The organism is Streptomyces sp. NPDC001222 (assembly GCF_042896945.1).
GTDB lineage: Bacteria > Actinomycetota > Actinomycetes > Streptomycetales > Streptomycetaceae > Streptomyces > Streptomyces gibsoniae.
On record NZ_JBIAXT010000001.1, the window covers coordinates 282,197 to 295,836 of the forward strand.

The window sequence follows — 13,640 nt, forward strand, 5'->3', positions numbered from 1 at the left end:
CGCTCCTTCCGCCGACCCCGCTCGGCGGAAGCGAGGACGGGGGGACCCGGGGGAACGACCGAACGGGGTCCGACGGGGGAGCACGGGGGAACGACGAAGCGCCGGTCCGAGGCGGCCCGACAGGGACGCGGCCATCTCGGACCGGCGCTTTCGCGCTTGTGGGTTCCCGGGGTTTCCGGTTTCCGGTTTCCGGGGTTCCGGGATTTTGTGTGCCCGGGCGCGCTATCGGTTCCCGCTCACGCGTCCCTGGATCAGTCTGGACAGCGCCGCGTGGACGTCGTCCAGGGAGCGCTCCGGCTGGAACGACTGCCAGTCGAGAGCCGCCACCAGGACCATGCCGACCAGCGCGGCCGCCGTCAGCGGGACATCGATCTCGTCGCTGAACTCGCCGTTCGCCACCCCCTCGCGCAGCACGTCCTCGATGGCCGCGACGACCTGCTGGCGCACCACCATGAGCGTGGACTGCCAGGCCCGGTTGGTGCGCCACAGCTCGGCCACGTACAGCTGGGTGAAGGCCGGGTAGCGGGCGATGAAGCCGAGTCCGGCGCGGATCATGGCGTCCAGGGCGTCGACCTTGGTGCCGCCGGCCAGGGCGGTCTGCTCGGCCGCCTCCCTCAGGGAGGCGGTGAGCAGCCCCACGCCGTGTCGCAGCAGCTCCTCGAAGAGGACGGACTTGCTGGCGAAGTTGTAGTAGACCGTGCCCTTCGCGACCCCCGCCCGTTCGGCGATCTCGTCGACGGTCGTCGCGGAGAAACCCTGTTCCGCGATGAGGGTGACCGCCGCCTCGTAGAGCTTCTGCCGGGTTGCCGCGCGTCGGCCCGAGCCGCCCGGTGTGGCGGCACTGCTGCGTTCCATGGCCATGATTCTCACAGGAAAGGCTCCCTCGGAGGGCGCAGGTCCGGCTGTGGCCGTCACAGGCTCAGCTCCGGATGCAGCCGGTCGAGGGTCCACACCTGCTTGCGGCGGGCGGACAGGGCGGTGAGCGCGAGGGCGCCCGCGGTGAACGCCGCCAGCACGGCGCACGCCTGCCACACGGGCCCGAGACCGCCGCCGGTGATGAGCCTGCGCAGGGCCTCGATGATGTAACTCATCGGCAGGAAGGGGTGGATCGCGTTGAAGAAGCCCGGACTGGTCTCCACGGGGTAGGTGCCGCCCGCGGACGTCAGCTGGAGCATCAGCAACGCGAGGACGAGGATCCGGCCCGCCGCCCCGAACTGTGCGTTCAGCCATTGCACGATCGCCGCGAAACACACCGCCACCAGGAACAGGAACCCGATCGTGCCGACCGCCCGCGCCATCTCCAGGCCGATCGCCCAGTGCAGCACGGCCATGAGGGCGGTCGTCTGCAACACACCCACGGCGGCCGCGGGCAGCCAGCCCGCCAGCGCGATCCGCCAGGCCGAGGCGCCCGCCGCGAGCGCGCGCCGGTTCAGCGGCGGGATCAGCATGTACGCCACCATGGCGCCCACCCAGAGGGAGAGCGGAATGAAGTAGGGGGCGAAACCGGTGCCGTAGTTCGGCGCGTGGTGCAGGTCCCGGGAGGCGAGCTGCACCGGGTCGGCCATCACCTCGGTGCGCCGGTCGCGGTCCTGCTTGTCGTAGGCGGGGATCCTGGACGCCCCGTCGTGCAGCCCGCCCGCGAGCTTCCCGGAGCCGTCGGCGAGCTTGTACATGCCTCCGTTGAGGTCGACCGCGCCTGCCTCCAGCCTGCCGATGCCCTCGTTCAGGTCGGCGGCGCCCGTCTGTGCGGTGCCGAGTCCGGCCTGCAGGGTCCCGGCCCCCTGGGCGACCCGGGCGGCGCCCTTGTTGAGCGCGTCCACCTTGGCGACCGCGTCGTCGAGGTCGTCGGAGAGGTGCGGTGCCGCCTTGGCGAGGGCCCGCGCCTGCTGCTGGAGCGTCTTCAGGTCCGACTGCATGGCGGTCATGTCCCCGTGGTAGTCCTGCACCACGGAGTTGACGTCGTGGGCGAGCTTCGCCGCCTGCGCCGCCGCGTCCTTCGCCTTCTTGAGGTCGTCGCACGCGGGGTCGGACAGCAGCGGGCTGACACAGCGCCGGTCGTAGACGTCGTTCAGCGCGTCGGACGCCTTGCGGGTGCCGCTCTCCGCGATGGGGGCCGTGGTGACGAAGGTGTCGAGGTGGTCGCTGATCACGCCCGCCGAGTCGGCCACCAGGGTCGCGGTGTCGGCGATCTGCCGGCCGTTCTTCTTCAGGAAGGGCCGCACCTGGTCGGCCGTGCCGTCCACCCGGTCGGCCAGCGCCTGGGTGCCGTCGGCGACCTGCTGCGCCCCGTTGTGCAGATCGCCCGCGCCCCGGGTGAGCTTCGTCAGACCGCCCGACAGCTTCCCGCTGCCGTTCTCGGCCTCCTGGAGACCGTCGGCGAGGTCCTTGGAACCCTGCTTCGCCCTGCCGATCCCGCCCGTGAGCCGGTCGGCCCCCTCGGCGGCCTGCACGGTCTTGCCGTGGATGTCGGAGAAGGAGATGAAGATCCGGTCCAGGAACGACCGCGACGTCTTCGTGGAGGCCGCCGCGCGCACCTCGTTGAACACCGTCTTGGAGATCTGCCCGACGATGTAGTTGTTGGCGTCGTTGGTGTGCACCTGGAGGGCGCCGGTCTCGGGGGACTTCCCGGAGCTGGAGGCGATCCGCGCACTGAAGTCGGACGGCATCGTCAGCGACAGGTAGTAGGTGCCGTTCTCGACGCCCCTCCTGGCCTCGGCCGCGCTCACCTCGTGCCACTCGAAGGTCTCGCTCTTGCGCAGTCCCTTGACGAGGTCGTCGCCCGCGGTGATCCTCCGACCGTCCGCCGTCGCCCCCTTGTCGTCGTCGACGAGCGCCACCGGGATGCGGTCCAGGCGCCCGTACGGGTCCCAGAACGACCACAGATACAGGGCGCCGTACAGCAGCGGCAGCAGCAGGAGCGCGACCAGTGCCGCGCGCGGCAGCCTTCCCCTGCCGAACCGCCTCAGCTCAAGCGCGGCCAGTTTCGGCGAGCGCATCCGCCGTCTCCTTGTCGTCTTCTGCGCCGTCCTCGGACGGCTCGTCGGGGGTGGTGGCCTCCTGGGGTGCGTCCGGCGCGCCGCCCTCGGCGGCCGACGGGTTCACGTCCCCTCCTTGTGCCGCGCGGTCACCCGGGGCCGTGGACACCACCAGTGCGTCCCGGGGGGCCTCGGTGCACACCGCCAGAACCGTGGTCCCGGCCTGCGCGACGGACCTCAAGAGGTCCCATGCCTCGGCCCGTTCGGCGGCGGAGAGCTTGTGGTCGGTGTCGTCCACGGCGAGCAGACGCGGCCGGCCCATCAGGGCCAGGGCCACGGACAGCCGCAGGGCCTCCAGGCGCTCCAGATCGCGTACGGCCGTGCGGGGCCCCTTGGGCAGCGTGCCCTGGTCGAGCCCGGCCGCAGCGAGAGCGATGTCGATACGTCGCCTCCCCGACGCGGTGCGCTCGTCGCGCGGCCGCAGCAGCGCGCGCAGGGAGTCCCCGAACCGGCTCTCCAGCAGGGCTCGTTCGCGCAGATGCTCGCCCACGGTCAGCGCGGGCTCCAGGTCGGTGACCCCGGACACGTTCGCGACCGCGCTCATCCGGCGCACCGCGGACATCTCCTTGGGCAGCCGGTGCCCACCGACCGTGGCATGCCCCTCGCTGGGCCTCATCCGCCCGGTGAGCGTCAGCAGCAGACAGGTCCGGCCCGAGCCCGACGGCCCTTCGACGGCGATGAGCGCGCCGGGCCGGGCCGTCACATGGACGCCCCGGAACACGGGCCCGCGCGGGCCTTTCATACCGAGGCCCGTGGCCTCCACGCCGGCACCGGCCGCTTCCTCCTGCATGTCCATGCCCCCCTCGTTCCCCTGGGCGAGTCGCCCAGTCGCGGGACCCATTTTTGAACTGACTGGTCAGTTCAAAACTACCCCGAACCTACGAACGAAGCAAAACCGCAGGTCAGGCCGCAGTGTCAGTGCCGTACCCCACGATGGGCACATACGGCCACAGTGCCGTCACGCAGACGACAGGAGGTTCGTCATGGCCAGCTATCCCGCAGGTGCCGCACCCCGGCGCCGCGCCACCGGCCCTGCCCCCTCACTGACCGGCCCGGCGAGCGACGTGCACCCCGTACTGCGCCGGGCCACCGCCCCGCCCGCCGCACTGGACCTGCTCGCGCAGGCCCGCGCGGGACTCGACGAGGCGGCCCGACTGGAAACCCCCAACGAGCGCTATGCGACAGCCCATCTGGCGGCCCTGCGCACGGCGGCCGCCGTGCTCGCAGCGCGCGGCCGGCCGGAGCCCACCGCCCGGCGCCGCGCCAGGATCAGGAGCGCCTGGGAAGTGCTTCCCGAGATCGCGCCCGAACTGACCGAGTGGAGCGCACTGTTCGCCTCGGGCGCCGCCCGCCGTGCCCGCGCCGAGGCCGGCATCCCGGGTGCGGCCCGGCCCCGCGACGCCGACGATCTGATACGGGACGTGGCGATGTTCCTGCGCCTGGTCGAGCGGATGCTGGTGCTCCAGCCGGTCCTGCCGCAGCCACGGCAGATCGGCGAGCGGGAGGCGGCCGAACGGGGCGGCGGGGCGCGGGGCCCCGGCGAGCGGGGGACCGGGGGCTGGGGGGAGCGGGGGACGGAGGACAGGGAGATGCCGGACGCGGGCTGACCCCCCGGGGGGCCGGTGTGCGGTGGTGTGGGTCGGGGCTCCGGGCATGGCGCCGGAGGCAATAGGGTGGAGGCGCTGAAGCCTTTCGCCCTGGTGCCGGGGCCAAAGGGCCGTCCGATCGCTCCGCCGCACAAGCAGGCGGTGCCGCGCCGAGGAGTCAACTGCCGTGTCGGACCCGATGCGCCCCCGCGCTTCTCTCCGTACCGCCGTGGTCTGGGAGGTCCTCAAGGACGCCCTCGACCGCCGCGTCAAGGCCACGGGGCGGGACGTGCTGGACGTCCTCGACACCGGTGGCGGCAGCGGCAACTTCGCGGTGCCCGTCGCCCGCCTGGGCCACCGGGTCACCGTCGTCGACCCCAGCCCGAACGCGCTGTTCGCGCTGGAGCGGCGGGCCGCCGAGGCCGGGGTCGCCGACCGGGTGCGGGGCGTCCAGGGCGACGCCCACGGCCTCTTCGACGTGGTGGAGCCGGGGGGCTACGACGCGGTGCTGTGCCACGGCGTCCTGGAGTACGTGGACGACCCCGCCGAGGGTGTGCGCAACGTGGTCGCCGCGCTACGCCCCGAGGGCGTCCTCAGCCTGCTCGCCGCCGGGCTCGGCGGCGCCGTCCTGGCCCGGGCTCTCGCCGGTCACTTCAAGGAGGCCAGGCAGGCGCTCCAGGACCCGGACGGCCGCTGGGGCGAGGGCGACCCCGTGCCCCACCGCTTCACCGCGGACCAGCTCACCGCGCTCGTCCAGGACGCGGGCCTCGGCGTGGCCGCCGTGCACGGCGTCCGGGTCTTCGCGGACCTGGTGCCCGGAGTGCTCGTGGACACCGAGCCGGGAGCCCTCGACGCACTGCTCAAGCTGGAGGCCGCGGCGGCCGAGGAACCCGCCTTCCACTCCGTCGCCACCCAGCTCCATGTCCTCGGCGAGACCCGGGGCACGGCCGGGGACTGAGTCCGCTGCCGGGACGCGCCGTTGATCAGCGGCGAGACGGCGGATGGAGTACGCCACAGGACCTCCGATCGGGCGGTGCGCGCCGTATGATCGAGGGAGACCGCCCGGCATGACGGGTCGGCCACTGGGGAATGGAAGCCTCAGTGAGCCAGGACGGCCATGGCGGATTCCGGTTGGCCGATTGGCGTAGAGGGGCGGGTTTCAAGGGGGCGATTCCCTGCCTATCCTGAAGGGGACCCCCGGTCGCCCCGGCGACTGCACGATGAGGAGGACTCCGTGCCGCTCTCGGAGCACGAGCAGCGAATGCTCGAGCAGATGGAGCGAGCGCTGTACGCCGAAGATCCCAAGTTCGCGACAGCGCTTGAGGGAAGCGGGCTGCGTACATACACCCGGCGACGGGTCTACCAGGCCGCAGCGGGCTTCCTGGTGGGTATCGCGCTCCTCATGGCCGGAATGGTCGCGAAGCAGATCTGGATCAGCGTGGTGGGTTTCCTCGTCATGCTGGGCTGTGCGGTGCTCGTCGTGACCGGCTGGCGCAAGGTTCCGAAGCCGGGCGAGCAGGGGGCGCCGGGCGCCCGCAGGCAGGTCAGGCAGCGGCGTTCCATGATGGACCGGATCGAACAGCGCTGGCAGCGTCGCCGGGACGAACAGGGTCACTAGCCCTCCGGGCAGGCTGAGGACTTCCGGAAGGGGGCGACCACCGACGAGGTGGCCGCCCCCTTCCGCATGCCGGAACAGGTCTGTCATCGCCGCAGGGTTCCCCGGGGTTGGTACCCCGGAGCGGGACGTCCCGCCCGGGATACCCCGGCCTGCCGCCCCCGCCCCCGCCTCAGCCGCTCTGCCGGCCGGACGGGCGGCGGAGCAGGGTGGGCCACTCGCTGGCCCACCGGGCCTTGAGGTCCGCCCAGCGCTCGCCCATGGCCCAGACGACACGCAGGGAGGAGCGCGGTGCCACGACCGCACGTACCCGGATCCGCAGGCTCACCCGGGACCGCAGTGCCGTCCGCACCTTGCGCACATCGTCGACGAGCCCGGCCTCGGGGCGCGGCTGCGGAGCGAAGAGCACCTGCTCCACGGCACCGGCCACGCGGTGCACGGCAGCGGCGGCGGGCCCGTCCAGGCCGCCGAGCCCCACGATCCGCTCGGCGGCCCCGCGCGGGGTCAGGGCGTCGTCCGGCACGATGCCGTAGTCCCACGCCGTGTCCGTGAGCTCGCGCCACACGGCCAGGGTGTGCCCCACCGCCGCTTCGGCCGCCCGGCCCGGTGGTGCCTCGCCCGGCACCACGGTCACCTCGATGTCCCCGGCGTACTCCTCACGCGTCCCGGGGCCGCGGTCCCGGTCCCGGGCCGCCCGCAGGGCCGTCGAAGCGTGCCGGGCGGAGGCCAGCCGGACCGAGCGGCTCCGCAGCCGCCACAGCATCGGCGTCAGCGGCACCGCGACGAGGGCCAGCCCCAGCAGCGTCCACGCCACGACCTGGTACCACGGCGGCCCGCTGTCGCCGGTGACCGCGAGGGCGCCCGAGGACTGGGCCGGGCACGCCTCCAGCTTGCGCATGGTCGCCGAGCAGCTCTCGCTCGCCGTCGGACCGGTGGACGCCGCCGCCGTCGACGACAGCGACGCCTGCGGCGGGAGCGGGTTCTGCCCGCTGGGCGCGTCCGACTGGGTGTACGAGGGGGTCGTCCCCCGGCTGGGGGTCGGCTCGAAACGAGTCCAGCCGACGCCCTCGAAGTACAGCTCGGGCCATGCGTGCGCGTCCCGCAGCCCCACCGACATGGAGCCGTCCGCCAGCGGCGAGCCCGGGGTGAAACCCACCGCGACCCGGGCCGGAATCCCCAGGGTCCGCGCCATCGCCGCCATCGCGAACGAGAAGTGCACGCAGAAGCCCTGTTTGTCCCTCAGGAACCGCGCGATGGCCTTCGGCCCGGTGCCGACCTGCACCGCGGTGCTGTAGGTGAACCCGCCGCTGACCGCGAAGTAGTCCTGGAGCTTGACCGCCTGCTCGTAGTGGTTGGACGACCCCGCGGTCACCTTGCGGGCCGTCTGCGCGACGACCGCCGGCAGTGACGCCGGCACCTTCGTGAACTCGCGCTTCAGCGGCTCCGACGGCTCCGGCGCGGTGGCCAGCTGCTCCGCGGTCGGCTGCACGATCAGACTCTTGACGTCGTACTGGATGCCGCGGGTGTTCTGTCCGTGGTCGCCGACGAGTGTGCGGCCCACCGGCTCGTAGCGCCAGTTGCCCCTGATCTTCACGCTGGTCGCGGGATACGGCATCGGCAGCCAGTTCTGCGCGTACCAGTCCGCCGCCGAGATCCGTGTCTCGATCTCGGTCCGCCGCACACTGCCCGAGAGGCCGGCCGGTGTGGGGAGCGAGTCCGGCACGGCGGTGATGCGCCGCTGGGCCGGCCGCCAGGTCGTGCCGTCGAAGTCGTCCAGGGCGACGATCCGCAGATACATGTCCTGGGTGTCGTCCGTGTTGGTGCGGTAGGCGATGACCTGGCGGTCCTCGTCCACGTTCAGGCTGTCGCGCAGCGAGACCAGGGGGTTGACCGCGGAGATGGTGTCGCCGTTGCCGAAGCCCGCGCCGACGCCGGTGCCGGTGCTGTCCAGCAGACCGCCCTTGAGCGAGGGCAGTGCCAGCGGCACCACCAGGGCGACCCCCAGCGCCACCGCGCCGATGCGCCGTCCGGTGCGGACCGGGGCGACCGCGCCCCCGGAGTCCCGGTCCCGGCCGCGCGCGGCGCCGGCGAACACCCGCCCCCACTGGGAGAGCCGGTCACGGCCCTCGGCCAGCAGCAGCACCAGATAGCCGCTCGCGGCGACGAGGAACCACAGCCAGTCGGTGGCGCCGTCGGAGAGCCCGGCGGCCACCGAGTACAGCGCGAGCAGCGGCAGCCCGGCCGGGGCCGCCGCGCGGAACGTCACCGCGAGCGCGTCCACCAGGAGCCCGATGATCAGCACCCCGCCGACGACCATCAGCCGGATACCGGGGGTCAGCGGGGCGGGGATCGCATACTGCCCCACGTCCTGCGCGCCCGACCGCAGCAGCTCCGAGAAGTGGCGGACGGCCTCGGGGCCGGGCAGGAACCCGGCGAGGGACTGACGGTGCGCGAACACCAGGGTGAGCAGCAGCAGGTCGACGACCACCTGACAGGCGATGGTCAGCGAACGCGCCAGCGGCACCCGCCGGGCCAGCGCCCCCACCCCGGTCTGCACCGCCACCAGCGAGGCCGCCTGGAAGATCCAGGTCATCGGGGACACCAGGGGCAGCAGCGCGGACGACGCCGCCAGCGTCGCCGCCGCTGCACACAGCGCCAGCCGGGCCCGCCCACTCATGACCGTCCCTCCACACCGCTCACGACGCCCACGCGCGTGCGCTGCCGGTCCGCCTCGCGCCACAGCTCCGCGATCGACGCGCCGCGGGGCACCGCCAGCGCCGTCCAGCCCGCCTCGCGCAGCATCCGCAGCCGTTCCCCGGTGCGGTCCAGGGGGCCCGGCACATCGGTCTGTTCGCGTCCCCAGGTGTCGCTGTCCAGCAGAAAGGCGAGCGCGCCGTTGCTGCGTCTGCTCATCTTGGCGGCCACCGTGGCCTGCTCCTCGTCCAGGTCGCCGAGGAAGGCGATCAGCAGTCCCTCGTTCCCGCCGCGCAGCAGGTCGTACGCGGGGGACAGGCCGGTGCCGTCCGAATGGTCGATCACGGCGAGCGTGTCCATCATCAGCCCGGCCGCGTCGGCGGACTCCTGGCTCGCGCCCGCGAACCCGCCCGCTCCCTCGCCGGGCACCGAGTCACCCGTGTCCGTCAACAGCCTGACGGAGAAGCCTCGTTCGAGCAGGTGGGCCAGCGCGGACGCGGCGCCCGAGACCGCCCACTCGAAGGCCGAGTCCGGTCCGGCGCCCTGGAAGGCGATGCCCCGGGTGTCGAGCAGCACCGTGCATCTGGCCCGCTGCGGCTGTTCCTCCCGGCGCACCATCAGCTCGCCGTAGCGCGCGGTGGAGCGCCAGTGCACCCGGCGCAGGTCGTCGCCGTGGCGGTAGCCGCGCGGGATCACGTCGTCCTCGCCGGCCAGCGCCAGCGAACGCTGCCGTCCGTCGCCGTAGCCCATCGCCTCGCCGGTCAGCCGTACGGGCGGCAGCGGCTCCACTCGCGGGATGACCGTCAGGGTGTCGTAGGTCGAGAAGGAACGGGTCAGCTCGCACAGGCCGAAGGGGTCGGTCAGGCGCAGCTGGAGGGGGCCCAGCGGATAGCGTCCGCGCAGATCCGAGCGGACGCGGTAGGACACCTCGCGCCGGCCGCCCGGCTCCACCCGGTCCAGGACGAAGCGGGGGCGCGGCCCGAGGACGTAGGGCACCCGGTCCTGGAGCATCAGCAGCCCGGTGGGCAGCCGGGAGACGTTGTCCATCCGCAGATGGACGCGGGCCTCCGAGCCGGCCGGAACGCGCCCGGGAGACAGACGGCGGCTGCCCGCGACCCGGTAGCGCGTGCGGTAGAGCACCGCCGCGCAGACCAGGGGCAGCGCCGCCAGCAGCAGTCCGACCCGGAGCAGAGCGCCCTGTCCGAGGACGTAGGCGCAGATCGCGGCCGCGATCCCGGCGGCGAGGAAGGAGCGCCCGCGCGTGGTCAGCCCGGCGAGCGCGGTGAGCGGTCCTCCCGGTTCGGGCCGGCCGCCGGGTGCCGTCCCCCCTTGGGTCATCACAGCCTCCGGGGCGGCTGCTGGCCGTAGCCCCGCCCCAGGGAGAGACCGGACTGCTGCGGTGCCGCGGGCACCGGGGTGTTCTGCAGGATCTCCTGGACGACCTGCTCCGCCGTACGGCGGTTCAGCTGGGCCTGCGCGGTGGGCAGCAGACGGTGGGCCAGGACCGCCACGGCGAGGGCCTGTACGTCGTCCGGCAGGGCGTACTCCCGGCCGGACAGGGCGGCGGACGCCTTCGCCGCGCGCAGCAGATGCAGGGTGGCGCGCGGCGAGGCGCCGAGTCTGAGGTCCGGATGGGTGCGCGTGGCGGAGACCAGGTCCACCGCGTAGCGCCGGACGGACTCCGCCACATGGACGCCCCGGACGGCCTCGATCAGCTTCACGATCTCGTGCGCGTGCGCCACCGGCTGGAGGTCGTCCAGCGGATTGACGCCGCCGTGGATGTCGAGCATCTGCAGCTCGGCCTCCGCGCTCGGGTAGCCGATGGAGACACGTGCCATGAAGCGGTCCCGCTGGGCCTCGGGCAGCGGATAGGTGCCCTCCATCTCCACCGGGTTCTGGGTGGCGACCACCATGAACGGGCTGGGCAGCTCGTAGGTCTGGCCGTCGATGGTGACCTGACGCTCCTCCAGCGACTCCAGCAGCGCGGACTGGGTCTTGGGGGAGGCGCGGTTGATCTCGTCGCCGATCACGATCTGGGCGAAGATCGCGCCCGGCTTGAACTCGAAGTCCCGACGCTGCTGGTCCCAGATGGACACGCCCGTGATGTCCGAGGGCAGCAGGTCGGGGGTGAACTGGATGCGCCGCACCGAACAGTCGATGGAGCGTGCCAGTGCCTTCGCGAGCATCGTCTTGCCGACGCCGGGGACATCCTCGATCAGAAGATGCCCCTCGGCGAGCAGCACGGTCAGTGAAAGCCGTACGACCTCGGGCTTGCCCTCGATCACTCCTTCCACCGAACTGCGGACGCGCTCCACAGTGGCGGTCAGATCAGTAAGGCTCGCTCGATCGTCATAGGTCGTCACCCGGCCCTCCTCGGCCCGTACTTTCTCCGGGCCGACGCTCTGCGATGCGGACCGGCCCACCCCGAACACGGACACCGCGCGGGAAAAGTTCCGCGCGATGCCTCATCCCGCATTCTTGTTGCCGTTACCGGTTCGTGTCACTCGGCTGTGGACAAGTGGCCGCGATATGTCGGCCTTACGGCCTTTTCGGCCCACCGGAGCCGGGGATTTTGCTCGAATGGATGTTTGCGCCGACGTGGTGACGGGGCGAAGGAGGCAGCCGGAACGCGGCGCTACGCCGGGTCCACCTCCCGCAGCAGACCCGTTTTGACGTCGAAGACGAAGCCCCGTACGTCGTCGGTGTGGAGCAGGAACGGCGAGGTGCGCACCCGCTGCATCGACTGACGGACGTCCTGGTCGACGTCGCGGAAGGCCTCCACCGCCCAGGCGGGCCGCTGGCCGACCTCCATCTCCAGGTCGTGCCGGAACTCCTCGGTCAGGGACTCGAGACCGCAGCCGGTGTGGTGGATCAGCACTATGCTGCGCGTGCCGAGCGCCCGCTGGCTGATGGTGAGGGAGCGGATCACGTCGTCGGTGACGACGCCGCCCGCGTTGCGGATGGTGTGACAGTCGCCCAGCTCGAGGCCCAGCGCGGCGTGCAGGTCGAGACGCGCGTCCATGCAGGCCACGACCGCGACCTGGAGCACGGGACGGGCGTCCATCCCGGGGTCCGTGAACGCGGCGGCATAGCGCTGGTTGGCCTGGACGAGGCGATCGGTGACGGTGCCGACTATGGCGCCTTCGGGACCGGTGGGTACGGATGCGGAAGTCGTCATACCCATGACGTTACTGGTCATGGCCGATCCAGGCCTGCTGTGAGAGTGGACAAAGAATGACAGCGCAGCTTGTTGTGACCTATTCCACACGGAAGGTGACGCCGCTGCCGTACGGGTGAACACCGGCGCCTCGCCCGCCGTGGCGGGCCGGACGGGCGACGCGCAGGCCGGTTGATTGACCGCAAGACACGGTGGACTAAAGTGACGCGAAGTGGGAGGCGAGACGCTCTCCCCACGGACTGTTCACCCAGGAGACGCCGGCCGCGCGCCGGTTTCTCCCCGCGTGCGCGGCGCGTACGTATGGCTCGGCCTCCTCCCGCTCCCGGTCGGCTGACGCTTCCGGCGCCGGCAGGCCACTTCTCGACGGGGGGCGTCCCCAGCACCGTCTGGAGGAGGGCGGCCGGCCTTCCGTGCGGACCGGCGCGCCGGATCTGAGAGGCCCCCTTGAGCAAGAGTCGACACGTGCCCGTCATGCTCCGGCAGTGTCTGGACATGCTGGCCCCGGCCCTCGCCGAGCCGGGGGCCGTCGTCGTCGACTGCACCCTCGGGCTCGGGGGGCACAGCGAGGCGCTGCTGACGCGCTTCCCCGAGGCACGGCTCGTGGCACTCGACCGCGACAAGGAGGCGCTGCGCCTCTCCGGCGAACGGCTCGCCCCCTTCGGGGAACGCGCCACGCTGGTGCACGCCGTCTACGACGAACTCCCCGCGGTGCTCGGCCGGCTGGGCCTCCCCCGCGTCCAGGGCGTGCTCTTCGACCTCGGTGTCTCCTCCATGCAACTCGACGAGGCGGAGCGCGGATTCGCGTACGCGCAGGACGCGCCCCTCGACATGCGCATGGACCAGACGACGGGAGTCAGCGCCGCCGAGGTCCTCAACACCTACCCGGCCGGCGAACTCGTCCGGATCCTGCGGGCGTACGGCGAGGAGAAGCAGGCCAAGCGGATCGTGTCCGCGATCGTGCGCGAGCGCGAGAAGGAGCCGTTCTCCACCAGCGCACGGCTCGTGGAGCTGATCCGGGACGCGCTGCCGCAGGCCGCCAAGCGGACCGGGGGCAACCCGGCCAAGCGCACCTTCCAGGCGCTGCGCATCGAGGTCAACGGCGAACTCGCGGTCCTGGAGAGGGCGATCCCCGCGGCCGTGAAGGCCCTCGCCGTCGGCGGCCGGATCGCCGTGCTGTCCTACCACTCGCTCGAAGACCGCCTCGTCAAGCAGGTGTTCGCGGCAGGCGCCGCGACCACCGCGCCCCCCGGGCTCCCGGTCGTCCCCGAGCACCACCAGCCCCGGCTCAAGCTCCTCACGCGCGGTGCCGAACTTCCCAGCGAGGAGGAGGTCGCGGAGAACCGCCGCGCGGCCCCGGCGCGTCTGCGGGGTGCCGAACGCATCCGTGAGGACGCCGAGTGAGCCTGACGGAAGCCGAGCGGGCCTGACGAAAGGGGTGGGCGAGTGAACAGAGCAGCCGCAGGACGCCCGGGTGCGCCGACGGGCGAGAAGCGCCCGCCCCGGTGCCCCGCCCCGCGCCGGTCCCGGCGGTC

Annotated in this window: 11 protein-coding genes; 4 read left to right on the top strand and 7 right to left on the bottom strand. The window is 72.5% G+C overall.

All coding sequences use genetic code 11. The annotated features are described in order from the left end of the window. Nucleotides 1–222: 222 nt before the first annotated feature. The 3 genes from ACFY2Z_RS01300 to ACFY2Z_RS01310 are packed head-to-tail and all read right to left on the bottom strand — an operon-like array spanning nucleotide 223 to nucleotide 3,831. Entirely contained in the window at nucleotides 223–855 is a 633-nt protein-coding gene (locus ACFY2Z_RS01300) for a TetR/AcrR family transcriptional regulator (protein WP_390742109.1), read from the bottom strand. A 56-nt stretch (nucleotides 856–911) separates the two neighbouring features. Further along, complete coding sequence (locus ACFY2Z_RS01305) at nucleotides 912–2,996, bottom strand: YhgE/Pip family protein (protein ID WP_390742110.1); 2,085 nt, start codon at nucleotides 2,994–2,996, stop codon at nucleotides 912–914. Next, nucleotides 2,968–3,831 carry an ATP-binding cassette domain-containing protein gene (locus ACFY2Z_RS01310; RefSeq protein ID WP_390742111.1) on the bottom strand — a complete coding sequence of 288 codons (864 nt, stop codon included), beginning with the start codon at nucleotides 3,829–3,831 and terminating at the stop codon, nucleotides 2,968–2,970. The genes ACFY2Z_RS01305 and ACFY2Z_RS01310 overlap by 29 nt, the downstream gene beginning before the upstream one ends. Nucleotides 3,832–4,018: 187 nt before the next feature. On the opposite strand from ACFY2Z_RS01310, the gene ACFY2Z_RS01315 reads away from it, so the two are divergent. From ACFY2Z_RS01315 to ACFY2Z_RS01325, 3 genes are all read left to right on the top strand, one after another. Continuing rightward, entirely contained in the window at nucleotides 4,019–4,642 is a 624-nt protein-coding gene (locus ACFY2Z_RS01315) for an SAV_6107 family HEPN domain-containing protein (protein ID WP_390742112.1), read from the top strand. A 166-nt stretch (nucleotides 4,643–4,808) separates the two neighbouring features. Then, entirely contained in the window at nucleotides 4,809–5,579 is a 771-nt protein-coding gene (locus ACFY2Z_RS01320; protein WP_390742113.1) for a class I SAM-dependent methyltransferase, read from the top strand. A gap of 276 nt (nucleotides 5,580–5,855) precedes the next feature. Then, a complete protein-coding gene (locus ACFY2Z_RS01325; RefSeq protein ID WP_311690846.1) occupies nucleotides 5,856–6,239 on the top strand; it encodes a DUF3040 domain-containing protein in 384 nt (127 codons plus the stop codon). Between the two features lie 169 nt (nucleotides 6,240–6,408). Here ACFY2Z_RS01325 and ACFY2Z_RS01330 read toward each other — a convergent pair whose 3' ends face one another. From ACFY2Z_RS01330 to ACFY2Z_RS01345, 4 genes are all read right to left on the bottom strand, one after another. Further along, the gene (locus ACFY2Z_RS01330) at nucleotides 6,409–8,913 is read right to left on the bottom strand and encodes a DUF3488 and DUF4129 domain-containing transglutaminase family protein (RefSeq protein ID WP_390742114.1); all 2,505 of its coding nucleotides are present in this window, start codon (nucleotides 8,911–8,913) and stop codon (nucleotides 6,409–6,411) included. Beyond that, nucleotides 8,910–10,268: a DUF58 domain-containing protein gene (locus tag ACFY2Z_RS01335; protein ID WP_390742115.1), complete on the bottom strand. Its 1,359-nt coding sequence runs from the start codon at nucleotides 10,266–10,268 to the stop codon at nucleotides 8,910–8,912. The genes ACFY2Z_RS01330 and ACFY2Z_RS01335 overlap by 4 nt, the downstream gene beginning before the upstream one ends. Beyond that, entirely contained in the window at nucleotides 10,268–11,293 is a 1,026-nt protein-coding gene (locus ACFY2Z_RS01340) for an AAA family ATPase (protein ID WP_390742116.1), read from the bottom strand. Before ACFY2Z_RS01340 ends, ACFY2Z_RS01335 begins: the two co-directional genes overlap by 1 nt. Before the next feature lie 272 nt (nucleotides 11,294–11,565). Next, a complete protein-coding gene (locus ACFY2Z_RS01345) occupies nucleotides 11,566–12,108 on the bottom strand; it encodes a beta-class carbonic anhydrase (RefSeq protein WP_390742117.1) in 543 nt (180 codons plus the stop codon). Nucleotides 12,109–12,552: 444 nt separating this feature from the next. On the opposite strand from ACFY2Z_RS01345, the gene rsmH reads away from it, so the two are divergent. Further along, on the top strand, nucleotides 12,553–13,509 hold the full coding sequence (gene rsmH / locus ACFY2Z_RS01350) for a 16S rRNA (cytosine(1402)-N(4))-methyltransferase RsmH (RefSeq protein ID WP_311690856.1): 957 nt from the start codon (nucleotides 12,553–12,555) through the stop codon (nucleotides 13,507–13,509). Nucleotides 13,510–13,640 lie beyond the last annotated feature (131 nt).